Genomic DNA, 16,677 nt, shown 5'->3' with positions numbered 1-16,677 from the left:
AAACCGCTAAATTTCACGAGCGGTGCTTCCCGGGGTGCCAAAGGGCTGGCCAAATGACGCTGGAAACGCTATCGAATGCTTGAAATTTCCCGTTTCATTAAGCCTATGCCAAACTAACCCGCATATAGACAAGGTGAAAACTCTCTAATGGCCGATTGGCAGTCCCTCGATCCCGAGGCCGCTCGTGAAGCGGAAAAATATGAAAACCCTATTCCTAGCCGTGAACTGATCCTGGCGCATCTCGCCGATCGGGGTTCGCCTGCTAGCCGCGAGCAGTTGGTCGAAGAGTTCGGTCTGACCACCGAGGACCAACTCGAAGCCCTGCGCCGCCGTCTGCGCGCCATGGAGCGCGACGCTCAACTGATCTACACCCGGCGCGGCACCTATGCGCCGGTGGACAAGCTCGACCTGATCCTCGGTCGCATCGCCGGTCACCGTGACGGCTTCGGCTTCCTGATCCCGGACGATGGCAGCGACGACCTGTTCATGAGCCCGGCGCAAATGCGCCTGGTGTTCGACGGCGATCGGGCCCTGGCTCGCGTGTCCGGCCTGGACCGCCGCGGTCGCCGTGAAGGCGTGATCGTCGAGGTGGTGTCCCGCGCCCATGAAAGTATCGTTGGCCGTTACTTCGAAGAAGGCGGCATCGGTTTCGTCGTGCCGGATAACCCGAAGGTCCAGCAGGAAGTGCTGATCACCCCGGGCCGTAACGGCGCCGCGAAGGTGGGGCAGTTCGTCGAGGTGAAAATCACCCACTGGCCCACGGCGCGCTTCCAGCCCCAGGGCGATATCGTTGAAGTGGTCGGCAACTACATGGCGCCGGGCATGGAGATCGACGTTGCGCTGCGCACCTACGATATTCCTCACGTCTGGCCCGAGGCTGTCCTCAAGGAAGCCGCCAAGCTCAAGCCGGAAGTCGAAGAGAAAGACAAAGAAAAACGCATCGACTTGCGCCATCTGCCGTTCGTCACCATCGACGGCGAAGATGCTCGCGACTTCGACGATGCGGTCTACTGCGAAGCCAAGCCCGGCAAATTGCGCCTGTTCTCCGGCGGCTGGAAGTTGTTCGTCGCGATTGCCGACGTGTCCAGCTACGTGAAGATCGGTTCGGCCCTGGATAACGAAGCCCAGGTGCGCGGCAACTCCGTGTATTTCCCTGAGCGCGTGATCCCGATGCTGCCTGAGCAGCTGTCCAACGGCCTGTGCTCGCTGAACCCGAAAGTCGACCGTTTGGCCATGGTGTGCGAGATGACCATCTCCAAAACCGGCGAAATGACCGACTACCAGTTCTACGAAGCGGTGATCCACTCCCAGGCGCGCCTGACCTACAACAAGGTCAGCACCATCCTGGAAACGCCGAAGACCAGTGAAGCCAAGGCCCTGCGTACCGAATACTCTGGCGTGGTGCCGCACCTCAAGCAGCTGTATTCGCTGTACAAGGTGTTGCTGGGTGCCCGTCATGTGCGTGGCGCGATCGATTTCGAGACCCAGGAAACCCGGATTGTCTTCGGTTCCGAGCGCAAGATCGCCGCGATCACCCCGACCACCCGTAACGATGCGCACAAGCTGATCGAAGAGTGCATGCTGGCGGCCAACGTGGCCACCGCTGAATTCCTCAAGAAGCACGAGATTCCGGCGTTGTACCGCGTGCACGACGGCCCGCCGCCGGAACGCCTGGAAAAACTGCGCGCCTTCCTTGGCGAGCTCGGCCTGTCCCTGCACAAAGGCAAGGACGGCCCGACGCCGAAGGACTACCAGGCACTGCTGGCCAGCATCAAGGACCGTCCGGATTACCATGTGATCCAGACCGTGATGCTGCGCTCCTTGAGCCAGGCGGTGTACAGCGCCGATAACCAGGGCCACTTCGGTCTGAATTACGAGGCGTACACCCACTTCACCTCGCCGATCCGCCGTTACCCGGACCTGCTCACGCACCGCGCGATCCGCAGCGTGATCCATTCCAAGCAGAACACCCCGCACGTCAAGCGCGCCGGTGCCATGACCATTCCGAAGGCACGGATCTATCCGTACGACGAAGCGGCCCTGGAACAGTTGGGCGAGCAGTGCTCCATGAGCGAGCGCCGTGCCGACGAAGCGACCCGCGACGTGGTGAACTGGCTCAAGTGCGAGTTCATGAAAGATCGCGTGGGCGAGTCGTTCCCTGGCGTGATCACGGCGGTGACCGGCTTTGGTTTGTTTGTCGAACTGACCGACATCTACGTCGAGGGCCTGGTGCACGTCACCGCCTTGCCGGGTGATTACTACCACTTTGATCCTGTGCATCACCGCCTGGCGGGCGAGCGCACCGGTCGTAGCTTCCGCCTGGGCGACACCGTGGAAGTGCAGGTCATGCGCGTCGACCTCGATGAGCGCAAGATCGACTTCGGAATGTCCGACAAGCCTGCCGAAGCACCGACTGGCCGTAAAAAACGCGGCAGCGAGACCGCAGCGCCTGCGAGCAAGGGCAAGGGTGCCCCGGCAAAAACCGCAGCGCCTGAGCCAGCCAAGGCTGGTCGCCGTTCGTCTACCAAGGACAAGGCTCCCGAAGCCTACCGCCCCAGCGACGCAGCCGCGAAAAACGCCGAGCTGCGCAAGAGCCGCGAGTTGAAACAGCAGTTGCTCAACGAAGCAAAAAGCGGTGGTAAAGCGGCGTCTGGGGGAAAGTCCCACGGGGCGGAAAAGTCGTCGAGCAAGCCAAGCAAACACCGTAAAGGCCCGCCAAAAGCGGGTTCGGCCCCCGCGAAAAGCGGCGGGTCGCGCAAACCTAAGGCCAAGTCATGAGTCTGGAAAAAATCTACGGCGTGCACGCCGTAGAAGCCCTGCTGCGTCACCACCCCAAACGCGTCAAGCAAGTGTGGTTGGCGGAAGGTCGCAGCGAGCCGCGTGTGCAAGCGCTGGTCGAGCTGGCTACCCAAAACAAGGTTGCCATCGGCCAGGCCGAGCGTCGTGAAATGGACGCGTGGGTCGAGGGCGTTCACCAGGGCGTGGTTGCGGACGTCAGTCCGAGCCAGGTCTGGGGCGAAGCCATGCTCGACGAGCTGCTCGACCGTACCGAAGGCGCGCCGCTGTTGCTGGTGCTGGACGGCGTAACCGATCCCCACAACCTCGGCGCCTGCCTGCGTTCGGCGGATGCGGCCGGTGCGTTGGCGGTGATCGTGCCCAAGGACAAGTCGGCGACGCTGACGCCGGTGGTGCGTAAAGTCGCTTGTGGCGCGGCGGAAGTGATTCCGTTGGTGGCGGTGACCAACCTGGCGCGCACCCTGGAAAAACTCCAGCAGCGCGGCCTGTGGGTCGTCGGGACGGCGGGTGAGGCCGAGGTCAGCATTTATGACCAGGACCTGACGGGCCCGACGATCCTGATCATGGGCGCCGAAGGCAAGGGCATGCGCCGCCTGACCCGCGAGCATTGCGACTACCTGGTCAAGCTGCCGATGGCAGGTAGCGTCAGCAGCCTCAACGTCTCGGTGGCCACCGGCGTGTGCCTGTTCGAGGCGCTGCGCCAGCGTAGCGTCAAGGCTGTCTCCAAAAAGCCCTGATCCAGGCGTAAATCAATTGTGGGAGCGGGCTTGCTCGCGAAAGCGGAGTGTCATTCGGCAAATAGGTTGAATGTCAGGCCGCATTCGCGAGCAAGCCCGCTCCCACATTGGTTTGGTGTGTACGGAGGAATTGGTGGTTGTTCAAATAATCGCCAATTGCCTTGCGCCGCCTTCGCCCCTTCTCTACAATTGCGCCCCTTGCTGTGATGGCAGGCACTTATGTGTCTAGCGTCCTCAAGTCCATAAGTGTCATTCACTCCTTGTCTGACCGTTTTTGAGCGGCAGGCTACAACCCGTAAGGAGCATTCATGCGTCATTACGAAATCATCTTTTTGGTCCACCCGGATCAAAGCGAGCAAGTCGGCGGCATGGTTGAGCGTTACACCAAGCTGATCGAAGAAGACGGCGGCAAAATCCACCGTCTGGAAGATTGGGGCCGTCGTCAACTGGCCTACGCAATCAACAATGTTCACAAGGCTCACTACGTGATGCTGAACGTTGAGTGCACTGGCAAGGCCCTGGCCGAGCTGGAAGACAACTTCCGCTACAACGATGCAGTGATCCGTAACCTGGTCATCCGTCGCGAAGAAGCCGTCACCGGCCAATCCGAGATGCTCAAGGCTGAAGAAAACCGCAGTGAGCGCCGTGAGCGTCGCGACCGTCCTGAGCACTCTGACAGCGCCGATGGCGATGACAGCGATAGCGACAGCGACAACAGCGATAACGCTGACGAGTAATCCACGGACCTTTTAAGGAGCCAATCACATGGCACGTTTCTTCCGTCGTCGTAAATTCTGCCGCTTCACCGCTGAAGACGTGAAAGAGATCGATTACAAAGATCTCAACACTCTGAAAGCCTACGTATCCGAGACCGGCAAAATCGTTCCAAGCCGTATCACCGGTACCAAAGCTCGTTATCAGCGTCAGCTGGCCACCGCTATCAAGCGCGCCCGCTTCCTGGCCCTGCTGGCCTACACCGACAGCCACGGCCGCTGAGACCGGGCAGTCGACGAGTAGTAAGGGATTGAATGCATGCGCGCCTTAGCTGACTTCATCATGCGGGGACGCGTGCAGGCCACGCTGGTTGTGGCCGGATCCGCGGCATTGCCGCTGTTGTTCTGGTTGAGTGCCGCCGCTGGATGCCTTGTGCTCCTGCGGCGCGGTTCGGACGCCTTGGGCGTCCTGGGTTTCGGGTTGCTGTCAGCGTTGGTGAGCTGGTACTTCCTGAGGGACCCGACAACACTCCTGGTGTTGCTCGGGGCGAGTGGCCTGGCGTTGGTTTTGCGCGCCGGCCATACCTGGAACCGTGTGCTGCTGTGCAGCGTGGCCGTGGGGTTGTTGTGTGCGGTGAGCCTGGGAACTGTCTTCAGTTCCTTCATCGAGTCACTGGCGCAGACGTTCGAACACGTCCTGCCGCTGGCGATGGGTGAGGTCTACGAGACTTTCTCGGCAGACCAGAAGGCGCTTTTCACCGCCCTGAGCGCTCCGCTGATGATCATTTCGATAGCGTTATCGTCGCAGATCTTTAGCGTGCTGTGCCTGATTCTTGGGCGCTATTGGCAGGCGTCGTTGTATAACCCCGGTGGTTTCGGTCGCGAGTTTCGCGCCATCCGATTCCCCAAGAGCGTGGCGCTGTCACTGCTGGCCGTCATGTGTGTGGCTCCGTTTTTCGGACCGCATGCACTGATCCTGTTGCCGCTGTGCAGTGTACCGCTGGTCTTCGCCGGCCTGGCCCTGATTCACGGGCTGGTGGCGCAGAAGCGACTGGCCACGTTCTGGCTGGTGGGGATATACGTGACGTTGTTGCCTTTCATGCACTTGCTCGGTCCGTTGCTCGTGGTCTTGGCCATCGTCGACAGCCTGATTGATTTTCGCGGTCGTATGGCGCCGAAAGACGCCGACAACGCGAACGGTGAAGGTTAAAAGTTAGAGGATTTTCACATGCAACTGATCCTTCTGGAAAAAATCGCCAACCTGGGCAACCTGGGCGACAAAGTAAACGTTAAGGCCGGCTACGGTCGTAACTACCTGCTGCCTTTCGGCAAAGCCACCGCTGCGACCGCTGCCAACCTGGCTGCGTTCGAAGAGCGTCGCGCTGAGCTGGAAAAAGCCGCCGCAGACCGTAAAGCATCGGCTGAAAGCCGTGCTGCCCAACTGGCCGAGCTGGAAGTGACCATCACTGCCACCGCTGGCGACGAAGGCAAGCTGTTCGGTTCGATCGGTACTCACGACATCGCTGACGCACTGACCGCCTCCGGCGTTGAAGTTGCGAAAAGCGAAGTTCGTCTGCCGAACGGCACCATCCGCAACGTAGGCGAATTCGACGTAGCCGTGCACCTGCACGCCGAAGTTGAAGCCACCGTACGCGTTGTCGTGGTAGCAGCCTAAGCAACACCTGTCGGCTGGCACCCTCGGGTGCTTGCCGGTAACATCGGGCACGATCCTGTTTACAGGTCGTGCCCTTTGTCTTTCTGCAATTCCTGATTTTCATAACCAGACGTGGCCATGAACGAAATCACCGCCCCCGAGCAATACGATCTGCAAACCGCTGCCCTGAAGGTGCCTCCGCATTCCATCGAGGCCGAACAGGCCGTGCTGGGCGGCCTGATGTTGGACAACAACGCCTGGGAACGTGTGCTCGATCAAGTCTCCGATGGCGATTTCTACCGGCATGACCACCGTCTGATTTTCCGTGCGATCGCCCGTCTGGCCGATCAGAACATGCCGATCGACGTCGTGACCCTGGCCGAGCAATTGGACAAGGAAGGGCAGACGTCCCAGGTGGGCGGCCTGGGTTACCTGGGTGAACTGGCGAAAAACACGCCGTCGGTCGCCAACATCAAGGCTTATGCGCAGATCGTGCGCGAGCGGGCGACCTTGCGCCAGTTGATCGGCATCAGCACCGAGATCGCCGACAGTGCCTTCAACCCGGAAGGCCGCACCGCCGCCGAGATCCTTGACGAAGCCGAGCGGCAGATCTTCCAGATCGCCGAGGCCCGGCCGAAAACCGGCGGCCCGGTGAGCGTCAACGACCTGTTGACCAAAGCCATCGACCGCATCGACACCTTGTTCAACACCGACAACGCCATCACCGGCCTGTCCACCGGCTACACCGACCTCGACGAGAAGACCAGCGGCCTGCAACCGTCCGACCTGATCATCGTCGCCGGCCGACCGTCCATGGGTAAGACCACCTTTGCAATGAACCTGGTGGAAAACGCCGTGCTGCGCAGCGACAAGGCAGTCCTGGTGTACTCCCTCGAGATGCCAGGCGAATCGCTGATCATGCGTATGCTCTCGTCGCTGGGGCGTATCGACCAGACCAAGGTCCGTTCCGGCCAACTGGAAGACGACGACTGGCCGCGCCTCACCTCGGCGGTCAACCTGCTCAACGATCGCAAGCTGTTCATCGACGATACGGCAGGCATCAGCCCGTCGGAAATGCGCGCCCGGACCCGGCGCCTGGTGCGTGAACACGGTGACATCGCGCTGATCATGATCGACTACCTGCAATTGATGCAGATCCCCGGTTCCAGCGGCGACAACCGGACCAACGAGATTTCCGAGATCTCCCGTTCCCTCAAGGCCCTGGCCAAGGAATTCAACTGTCCGGTGGTGGCCCTGTCCCAGTTGAACCGTTCCCTGGAACAGCGCCCCAACAAACGCCCGGTGAACTCCGACTTGCGGGAATCCGGAGCGATCGAGCAGGACGCCGACGTGATCATGTTCGTCTACCGGGACGAGGTGTATCACCCGGAGACGGAGCACAAGGGTATCGCCGAAATCATCATCGGCAAGCAGCGGAACGGCCCGATCGGCTTTATCCGCCTGGCGTTCATCGGCAAATACACGCGTTTCGAAAACCTGGCGCCGGGTAGCTACAATTTTGATGACGACGAATAACTTGTGGGAGCGGGCTTGCTCGCGAAGGCGGTGTGCCAGACCACTTCAATGTCAACTGACACGCCGCTTTCGCGAGCAAGCCCGCTCCCACAGAGGGACCGCCGATTTCCGACCATAGTCGTCGGAATTGGTTATTTTTTGTGCTATATTCCGCGCCCGCGATTTTTCATCCTTTATACCGGTCATCGACATGCAAGCAGCCAAGCCGTTATTTGACTATCCCAAGTACTGGGCCGAATGTTTCGGCCCGGCGCCGTTCCTGCCCATGAGCAGGGAGGAGATGGATCAGCTCGGCTGGGATTCGTGCGACATCATCATCGTCACCGGTGATGCCTATGTCGATCACCCGTCGTTCGGCATGGCGATCATTGGCCGTCTGCTGGAAGCCCAGGGCTTTCGTGTCGGGATCATTGCCCAGCCGAACTGGCAGTCCAAAGACGACTTCATGAAGCTCGGCGAGCCCAACCTGTTTTTCGGTGTCGCGGCCGGCAACATGGACTCGATGATCAACCGCTACACCGCCGACAAGAAAATCCGCTCCGACGACGCCTACACCCCGGGTGGTTTGGCGGGCAAGCGGCCGGACCGTGCGAGCCTGGTCTACAGCCAGCGCTGCAAGGAAGCCTACAAGCATGTACCGATCGTGCTCGGCGGCATCGAAGCGTCCCTGCGCCGCATCGCTCACTACGATTACTGGCAGGACCGGGTGCGCAACTCGATCCTGATCGACGCCTGCGCCGACATCCTGCTCTACGGCAACGCCGAGCGGGCGATTGTCGAAGTCGCCCAGCGCTTGTCCTATGGCCACAAGATCGAAGACATCACCGATGTGCGCGGCACCGCGTTTATCCGTCGTGACACGCCGCAAGGCTGGTACGAAGTCGATTCCACGCGCATCGACCGCCCGGGCAAGATCGACAAGATCATCAACCCGTACGTGAATACCCAAGATACCGCTGCCTGCGCCATCGAGCAGGAAAAAGGTCCGGTTGAAGATCCAAGTGAAGCCAAGGTCGTGCAGATCCTGGCGAGCCCGAAAATGACCCGCGACAAGACCGTGATCCGCCTGCCGTCGGTGGAAAAGGTCCGTGGCGATGCGGTGCTCTACGCCCATGCCAACCGCGTGTTGCACCTGGAAACCAACCCGGGCAACGCCCGTGCCCTGGTGCAGAAGCACGGCGAAGTCGACGTCTGGTTCAACCCGCCGCCCATTCCGATGACCACTGAAGAAATGGACTACGTGTTTGGCATGCCTTACGCACGTGTTCCACATCCGGCGTACGGCAAGGAGAAGATCCCGGCCTACGAGATGATCCGTTTCTCGGTGAACATCATGCGCGGCTGCTTTGGTGGCTGCACGTTCTGCTCGATCACCGAGCACGAAGGCCGGATCATCCAGAACCGTTCCGAAGAGTCGATCATTCGCGAGATCGAAGAGATCCGCGACAAGGTCCCCGGTTTCACCGGGGTCATTTCCGACCTCGGCGGCCCGACCGCGAACATGTACCGCATTGCCTGCAAGAGCCCGGAAATCGAATCCGCGTGCCGCAAGCCATCGTGCGTGTTCCCCGGCATCTGCCCGAACCTGAACACCGACCATTCTTCGCTGATCCAGCTGTACCGCAGCGCCCGGGCCTTGCCTGGGGTGAAGAAGATCCTGATCGCCTCCGGCCTGCGTTATGACCTGGCGGTCGAGTCGCCGGAATACGTCAAGGAACTGGTGACCCACCACGTCGGCGGTTACCTGAAGATCGCTCCGGAGCACACCGAGGAAGGCCCGCTCAACCAGATGATGAAGCCGGGCATCGGCAGCTATGACAAATTCAAGCGGATGTTCGAGAAATACACCAAGGAAGCCGGGAAAGAGCAGTACCTGATTCCGTACTTCATCGCCGCCCACCCGGGCACTACCGACGAAGACATGATGAACCTGGCGCTGTGGCTCAAGGGCAACGGTTTCCGTGCCGACCAGGTGCAGGCGTTCTATCCGTCGCCGATGGCTACCGCCACCGCCATGTACCACTCGGGCAAGAACCCGCTGCGCAAGGTCACCTACAAGAGCGATGGGGTGACCATCGTCAAGAGCGAAGAGCAGCGCCGCCTGCACAAGGCGTTCCTGCGTTATCACGACCCGAAAGGCTGGCCGATGCTGCGCGAAGCGTTGACCCGCATGGGCCGTGCCGACCTGATCGGGCCGGGCAAGAACCAGTTGATTCCATTGCACCAGCCGGCCACCGACAGCTACCAGAGCGCCCGTCGCAAGAACTCGACGCCAGCCGGCAGCCACAAGGTGGGCAAGGAAACCACCAAGATCCTGACCCAGCACACCGGCCTGCCACCGCGCGCCAGCGACGGTGGCAACCCATGGGACAAGCGCGAGCAAGCCAAGGCCGCGGCATTCGCCCGCAACCAGCAGGCCGCCAAGGAGCGCAAGGACGCCGCCAAGGGCAAGGGCCCGAAACCGGCGCGCAAGCCTGTCGTGCCGCGCTGATCGCCCCGCCGCCTCGCAAAACGCCAGCCTTAAGTGCTGGCGTTTTGCTTTCTAGCGGCGGTGCTGGCCGTTTGTTATCGTGGCGCCCGCATAGCCTTTGTGGCGAGGGAGCTTGCTCCCGCTGGGCTGCGAAGCGGCCCCAGACAATCCCATGCAAGGTTTCCAGATAGACCGTGCCGCCCGGTTTACGACGGCTTCGCCGCCGAGCGGGAGCAAGCTCCCTCGCCACAGTATTGTGTGTGGATAAAGACTTACTTCTTCCGATTCTCAAGGACGATTCATATGAGCACTCCGTTACCCGGCATCGGCATGGACAACAGCATCTCCCAAATGATGGCCCGCCGCCGTATCGAAAGCCAGATCAACCTGCCGCGCCTGTTCGCTGCCATCGACGCCGATCCCGGTATCGTCGGCGCCGGTGTGGTGTACATCGATGCTGAATCCAATGTAGTGACCCTGCGTGAGTTCAAGCCGATCTGCAGCATCAAGCCCAAGCGGATCATTTTGCGCGAGGCGCAGAAGTACATTGCGCCGGCTCAGTTTGCCCAGCAAGTACAGGACAATCCTCGTGAATCGCGATTGGTAGCTGAGGCGGTGAACACCGGTTTGGCCTGCGCTGCTGCATTTATCAGCTGGACCGTTGTTCTAAGCGGTACCGTGCTGATTCCTTTCAGTGCTGGAGCCAGCACGGTGGTGTCCGCAATTGCTTATACCGCAGCCGCTGCAAGTACCGTCCAGTGTGTGGGTAGTGGTTACCGGGCTCGTAATGAAATAGTCGATCCGTCCATGAATGACTACCTTGATGGCGAAGCTTGGTATCAGAACGTGATGATTGGATTGGACGCAGCATCACTGCTGGGCGCGGGGGCTAGCGCACTCACAACTATCAAATTGGTCAATGTAGCAAAGGCAACCACAGGAAAAAGCTTGCGCGACGTTCTAAAAGGCTTGAATCGCCAGGAGCGAGCCAAACTGACCCAAGAATTGCTGAGTATCAAACACCCGGAGATGTCTCGCAGGATGATCAAGCTGAAGCAACTTGCCGGGGGGCTTCCCAAGCGCTACACACCCACTCAGCTTAGGCATGGCACTGTTACTCAGATACAGGATTCTCTGGGCGCGGCATTGGGGGTCGCCGGCAGCGCCATATCTGGCAATGTCAAAACCATTGCGGTTGGCTTGTATGAGGAGATGGAGTAATGGAGCAGAACCAGACTATCCGTAGTTTTCTGGTACGTTACCTTTTTGTTTTCATGGGAGTCATTTTTGCAGGCTGCTTCGCTGCTTCGGCGACGGTATCGTTAGCGATGAGTACTTATTTTCGAGCTGTCCCAGTGGATATCAGGGCGACTTCCGGGTGGGCGGCGACCGTTATCATCGCTATGGTCATCGTGCACAGCAACTATTTGATCGTTCGAGGGCGACCTTGGTGCGCATGGGTCATGGTCGCCGTACTTGCTGCTTGCTTGCTAATCGTTTTGCCGACTATCCAATATGATCCGCACAAGTTTATATATGCGGAGGGGGTGTTTTGGCCCTTGCTTGGTGTGTTGCTGCTCAGTAGCAAGCGTCACCGGGAAATGCGTGCTCGACTTTTGGAGATCCGCCACGAACGTCAGCGGATCAAGCGTGAGACCAGGCAGCGGAGCCGATCAAGCTAATGCGCGGGGGGAGTAGTTGATGGACCGCAAGCATTCATTGAACGCGTTCCTTGCTCAGTATTTTCCAACCTTCATATGCGCTTTTTTTCTAGCCTGTTTTGCGGTTTCCGCTTCGATTTCATTGGCCTCAAGTACTTATTTTCGAGGCGATCCTGAGCGGGCTAAATATTCTTTTCTGATTGCACTGGTGCTATCTCTGCTCTTGGCGTTGAGTCATTTCTTCATGATCAGAGGGCGGTCGTGGGGTGTTCGGGCCATCGTTGTGTTCTATCTCGTTTGCCTCTTCATTGCCCTTCCCACCTACGGCTATAGACCGCATCCCGTTGCCTATGTGACTGGGTTGTTGTTCCTGTTGCTGGGGTTGCTATTGCTCAATAGCAAACGCCATCGAGAGATGCGTCAAAAACTATTGGAGTTACGCAATGAGCGTATCGCGACAAGGTCTGCCACCCGGCAGCGGAAAAAAATGAAAGGACGCTAGATGAAAAGTCATCCGAATTTCATCGATTTCATGAGGCGCTACTTTCCAACCTTCATTGCAGCAATCTTCGTGGCGAAAATATCGTTTCTGTTTGCCCTCTTTGCTCTGCTCGACGGTTTCCTTGCGGGCGTTCCGTTGGCGAGCCAAGCAAAATTGTCCGCCATAGGCATCGCTATTTGCACAATGGTTCTGGTCCATAGCAACTTCATGGTCATCCGGGGCAGGCCTGGTTGGATCTGGCTGTTTGTCGGGTTGTTCGTAGCTTGTCTGCTGTGTGTATTACCAACCATTGGCTATCGTCCGAATCGAATCGCCTATGCGGCAGGTCTGTTTTTTCCATTACTCGGACTCCTGCTGCTCAACAGCAAACGCCACCGCGAGATGCGCAGCAAGCTCGTCGAAATCCGCCATCAGCGCGAACGCATCCTCCAGTCCGCAAAGACGTCGCGACCGCGTCGTTGAGTCGGTGTCGTCAGGCCAGAAATCTGAGCTGGCGTAGATACTTCAGGGCACGGCACAATAAAAAATCAACTCTCCAATTCTTCAAGGACGATTCATATGAGCAGCGCCGTGCTTTGGGGATCATTGGCAGTTATACCGGCTATGGTGCCGTGAAGACTGTTGCCGTCGGGCTGTATGAGGAGTTCACCGAATGATCGGCGGCGGATCAATGAAGCAGTTCCTCGTCCGTTATTTTCCGGTGTTCATGGGTACGATCTTTCTGGGCTGCTTTTCCGGGTCTGCGCTGCTCGTTTTGTCCGCAGGCACTTATTGGCGTGCCCTGGCGCCATCAACCAGGACCGACTATGTCGGGCTCGGCACCTTGGTCCTGGTGCTCGTCCTGGTCTTGGGCAACCTCTTGATCGCTCGCGGGCGCGCCTGGGCGGTCTGGTGGGTGGCGGGGTATTTCCTGGCCTGTCTGGCGGCGGTGCTGCCGACGTTCGCCTATGGGCCGCATCAGGGCGTGTACCTCTTCGCGGTGCTGCTGCCACTGCTGGGGCTGGCGCTGCTCAACAGCAAGCGTCATCGGGAAATGCGCGGCAAACTCGTGGACATTCGCCGCCAACGCAAACTCATCATCCAGGCCGCCAAGGCCCCACGCCCGCGCCGTTGAGTCAATTCGCACGGCCAGCGCCGCATTTATGTGCATTGCGTTGCAGATGAATTCGGGCATCGCGCGTTTTTAGTGCTCTACTGCCTTGAGTAGACAAAGAAAGTGTCCGGCCTGCCTGCATGGCATAAGTCTTGCGCCGCTTTCGTTACCGCCCAGGCTCGCAGGAGGCACGTCGTGTCGATCCATGTCGCATTGCACCATGTCACACACTATCGCTACGAACGCGCGGTCGAGCTCGGTCCGCAGATCGTTCGCCTGCGCCCGGCGCCCCACAGCCGCACGCGCATTCTTTCCTACGCGCTGAAGGTCTCGCCGGAGCAGCATTTCATCAACTGGCAACAGGACCCCCAGGGCAATTACCTGGCGCGGTTGGTGTTTCCGGAAAAGACCGATGAGCTGCGGGTCGAAGTCGATCTGGTCGCCGAGATGGCGGTGTTCAATCCGTTTGATTTTTTCCTTGAGCCTTACGCCGAGAAGATCCCGTTTGCCTACGCGGCCGACGAAAAGCATGAGCTGATGCCTTATCTGGAAAAGCTCCCGCTGACGCCGAAGTTCCAGGCCTACCTGGAGGGCATCGACCGCACACCGTTGCCGGCGGTGGATTTCCTGGTGGCGCTCAACCAGCGCCTGAGCGAAGACATCAACTACCTGATTCGCATGGAGCCGGGCGTCCAGACCCCGGAGCACACACTTGAGCACGCCTCCGGCTCGTGCCGCGACTCGGCCTGGCTGTTGGTGCAGTTGCTGCGCAACCTTGGCCTGGCGGCGCGGTTTGTCTCCGGTTACCTGATCCAATTGACCGCCGACGTGAAAAGCCTCGATGGCCCGTCCGGCACCGATGTGGATTTCACCGACCTGCATGCCTGGTGCGAGGTCTACCTGCCCGGTGCCGGCTGGATCGGCCTGGATGCGACGTCCGGGCTGTTCGCCGGGGAAGGCCACATCCCGCTGGCCTGTAGTCCCGATCCGTCCTCGGCGGCACCGATCAGCGGTTTGGTGGAACCGTGCGAGTGCGAGTTCAGTCACGAAATGTCCGTCGAGCGGGTCTGGGAAGCGCCGCGGGTGACCAAGCCTTACACTGACGCGCAATGGCTGGCGATCCAGGCCCTGGGGCGGCAGATCGATGCCGACCTGCTGGAGGGCGATGTGCGCCTGACCATGGGCGGCGAGCCGACCTTCGTCTCCATCGATGACCCGGACGGCGCCGAGTGGAATACCGCAGCACTGGGACCGGACAAGCGCCGGCTCTCTGCCGAGCTGTTCCAGCGCATGCGCAATCACTATGCGCCCAAGGGGCTGGTGCATTTCGGCCAGGGCAAGTGGTACCCCGGCGAGCAATTGCCGCGCTGGTCGCTCAACTGCTATTGGCGGCGCGACGGGGTGCCGATCTGGCACAACAGTGCGTTGATCGCCGACGAGCAGGAAGACTACGGCGCCGATGGCGAACTGGCTGGACGTTTCCTGGCGAGCGTCGCCGAGCGCTTGAACATTCCTGCGCGGTTCGTGTTCCCGGCCTACGAAGATAATTTCTATTACCTCTGGCGCGAAGGTGCATTGCCTTCGAATGTCACGGCCGAAGACCCACGCCTGGAGGACGCCTTGGAGCGTGCGCGGTTGCGCAAGGTCTTCAGCCAGGGCCTAGACAAAGTGATCGGGCAGGTCCTGCCGTTGGCCCGCACCGCCAAGGGCGACCAGTGGCAAAGCGGTCGCTGGTACCTGCGGGACAACCACTGTCGCCTGGTGCCGGGGGATTCGCCCCTGGGTTATCGCTTGCCGCTGGCGTCTCAGCCTTGGGTGACCGCGGCTGAGTACCCGTTCATCCACCCCACCGACCCGAACCAGGATTTGCCCGAACTGCCCGGCACCGAGCAGTTGGCGCGTCACGGCGAGTCGGCGGCCGAGCAGGAGTGTGTCCCGGAGATCGACAAATCCGCCGACTGGCTGACCCGCACCGCCTTCTGCGCCGAGGCCCGCGAAGGCCGGCTGTACTTGTTCATGCCGCCGCTGGAGCGGGTCGAGGATTATCTGGAGCTGGTCAGTGCCGTCGAGGCAACGGCTGAGGAGCTGCACTGTCCGGTGCTGTTGGAAGGCTACGAGCCGCCAAGCGACCCGCGCCTGAGTAATTTCCGCGTCACCCCCGACCCGGGTGTAATCGAGGTCAACGTGCAGCCCTCGGCAACTTGGGATGAGCTGGTCGAGCGCACTGAATTTTTATACGAAGAAGCGCGACAGACCCGGTTGACCACCGAGAAATTCATGATAGATGGCCGGCACACCGGCACCGGTGGTGGTAACCATTTCGTACTGGGTGGCGCGACACCGGCGGACTCACCGTTCCTGCGGCGTCCCGACCTGCTACGCAGCTTGATCAGTTACTGGCATAACCACCCGTCGTTGTCCTACTTGTTTTCTGGATTGTTCATCGGCCCGACCTCCCAGGCGCCCCGCGTGGACGAGGCACGCAACGACGCGTTGTACGAGCTGGAAATTGCCTTCGCGCAAATGCCCCAGCCCGGCGAGGAATGTCCGCCGTGGTTGGTTGACCGCTTGTTGCGCAACCTGTTGATCGACGTGACGGGCAACACCCACCGCGCCGAATTCTGTGTCGACAAGCTCTATTCACCGGACGGCGCCACCGGGCGTCTCGGCCTGCTGGAGTTGCGTGCGTTCGAGATGCCGCCCCACGCCCGCATGAGTCTGGCCCAGCAATTACTGCTACGGGCGCTGGTGGCGCGGTTCTGGCGTGAGCCGTATGCACCGGCGAAGCTGGCGCGTTGGGGCACCGAGCTGCATGACCGATTCCTGTTGCCGCACTTTATCGAGCAGGATTTTGCCGACGTCATCCACGAACTGAACGCCGCCGGCTACCCGTTGCGGGCCGAGTGGTTCGCCGCGCACCTGGAATTCCGTTTCCCCAAGGTGGGCGATTACGCGGTCAGCGGTATCGAGCTGCAGTTGCGCCAAGCCCTAGAGCCTTGGCATGTGCTGGGGGAGGAGGGTGCCGTGGGCGGCACCGTGCGTTATGTGGATTCCTCCCTGGAGCGTTTGCAGGTCAAACTCAGCGGGCTGGCGCCGCAACGCTACCTGCTGACCTGCAACGGCGTCGCGGTGCCGTTGCAACCGACCGGTCGGGTCGGCGAGTTCGTTGCCGGCGTGCGGTTCCGCGCCTGGCAACCGGCCAACTGCCTGCAACCGACTATTGCGGTGCATGCACCGCTGGTCTTCGACTTGCTCGACACCTGGATGCAACGTTCCGTGGGCGGTTGCCAGTATCACGTGGCCCATCCAGGCGGGCGCAATTATGACAGCCTGCCGGTGAACGCCAACGAGGCCGAGAGCCGGCGCATGGCGCGTTTCTTCCGGCTCGGCCATACGCCGGGGAAACTGCCGATACCGAGCCTGGCGGTGGATGACGAGTTTCCGCTCACGCTCGATCTGCGACGTTTTCAGGGTGCCTCAAAGCGCTAGGAGGATCTTGTGGCGAGGGGATTTAT

14 protein-coding genes are annotated in these 16,677 nt (G+C 60.2%); all 14 read left to right on the top strand.

Annotation, left to right across the window (positions count from 1 at the left end; all coding sequences use genetic code 11):
- The first annotated feature begins 147 nt into the window (after positions 1 to 147).
- The 14 genes from rnr (at position 148) to J3361_RS14555 (ending at position 16,651) form a co-directional block, all read left to right on the top strand.
- The gene (rnr, locus tag J3361_RS14620; protein ID WP_207965185.1) at positions 148 to 2,778 is read left to right on the top strand and encodes a ribonuclease R; all 2,631 of its coding nucleotides are present in this window, start codon (positions 148 to 150) and stop codon (positions 2,776 to 2,778) included.
- Positions 2,775 to 3,533: a 23S rRNA (guanosine(2251)-2'-O)-methyltransferase RlmB gene (rlmB, locus tag J3361_RS14615; RefSeq protein ID WP_207965184.1), complete on the top strand. Its 759-nt coding sequence runs from the start codon at positions 2,775 to 2,777 to the stop codon at positions 3,531 to 3,533. The genes rnr and rlmB overlap by 4 nt, the downstream gene beginning before the upstream one ends.
- A 308-nt stretch (positions 3,534 to 3,841) precedes the next feature.
- Positions 3,842 to 4,270: a 30S ribosomal protein S6 gene (gene rpsF / locus J3361_RS14610; RefSeq protein WP_003186395.1), complete on the top strand. Its 429-nt coding sequence runs from the start codon at positions 3,842 to 3,844 to the stop codon at positions 4,268 to 4,270.
- Positions 4,271 to 4,298: 28 nt separating this feature from the next.
- Entirely contained in the window at positions 4,299 to 4,529 is a 231-nt protein-coding gene (gene rpsR, locus J3361_RS14605) for a 30S ribosomal protein S18 (protein WP_002551829.1), read from the top strand.
- A 36-nt stretch (positions 4,530 to 4,565) separates the two neighbouring features.
- Complete coding sequence (locus tag J3361_RS14600; RefSeq protein WP_207965183.1) at positions 4,566 to 5,456, top strand: hypothetical protein; 891 nt, start codon at positions 4,566 to 4,568, stop codon at positions 5,454 to 5,456.
- 18 nt (positions 5,457 to 5,474) lie between these two features.
- Entirely contained in the window at positions 5,475 to 5,921 is a 447-nt protein-coding gene (gene rplI / locus J3361_RS14595) for a 50S ribosomal protein L9 (RefSeq protein WP_003186385.1), read from the top strand.
- A gap of 117 nt (positions 5,922 to 6,038) precedes the next feature.
- On the top strand, positions 6,039 to 7,436 hold the full coding sequence (gene dnaB, locus J3361_RS14590) for a replicative DNA helicase (RefSeq protein WP_027911801.1): 1,398 nt from the start codon (positions 6,039 to 6,041) through the stop codon (positions 7,434 to 7,436).
- 190 nt (positions 7,437 to 7,626) lie between these two features.
- Positions 7,627 to 9,927, top strand: a complete 2,301-nt coding sequence (locus J3361_RS14585) for a YgiQ family radical SAM protein (RefSeq protein WP_186707857.1) — start codon at positions 7,627 to 7,629, stop codon at positions 9,925 to 9,927.
- Positions 9,928 to 10,209: 282 nt separating this feature from the next.
- A complete protein-coding gene (locus tag J3361_RS14580; protein WP_207965182.1) occupies positions 10,210 to 11,127 on the top strand; it encodes an NAD synthetase in 918 nt (305 codons plus the stop codon).
- Entirely contained in the window at positions 11,127 to 11,588 is a 462-nt protein-coding gene (locus tag J3361_RS14575; RefSeq protein ID WP_207965181.1) for a hypothetical protein, read from the top strand. Before J3361_RS14580 ends, J3361_RS14575 begins: the two co-directional genes overlap by 1 nt.
- 19 nt (positions 11,589 to 11,607) lie before the next feature.
- Positions 11,608 to 12,069 carry a hypothetical protein gene (locus tag J3361_RS14570; protein ID WP_207965180.1) on the top strand — a complete coding sequence of 154 codons (462 nt, stop codon included), beginning with the start codon at positions 11,608 to 11,610 and terminating at the stop codon, positions 12,067 to 12,069.
- Positions 12,070 to 12,531 carry a hypothetical protein gene (locus tag J3361_RS14565; protein WP_207965179.1) on the top strand — a complete coding sequence of 154 codons (462 nt, stop codon included), beginning with the start codon at positions 12,070 to 12,072 and terminating at the stop codon, positions 12,529 to 12,531.
- Between the two features lie 190 nt (positions 12,532 to 12,721).
- On the top strand, positions 12,722 to 13,183 hold the full coding sequence (locus tag J3361_RS14560) for a hypothetical protein (protein WP_207965178.1): 462 nt from the start codon (positions 12,722 to 12,724) through the stop codon (positions 13,181 to 13,183).
- Between the two features lie 174 nt (positions 13,184 to 13,357).
- Positions 13,358 to 16,651: a transglutaminase family protein gene (locus J3361_RS14555; RefSeq protein ID WP_207965177.1), complete on the top strand. Its 3,294-nt coding sequence runs from the start codon at positions 13,358 to 13,360 to the stop codon at positions 16,649 to 16,651.
- Positions 16,652 to 16,677 lie beyond the last annotated feature (26 nt).

The organism is Pseudomonas sp. OA65 (assembly GCF_017498305.1).
In the GTDB taxonomy this organism is placed as follows: Bacteria; Pseudomonadota; Gammaproteobacteria; order Pseudomonadales; family Pseudomonadaceae; genus Aquipseudomonas; species Aquipseudomonas zanjanensis.
The sequence above is the reverse complement of the archived record's forward strand: the minus strand, read 5'-3'. Positions and strand labels throughout refer to the sequence as shown.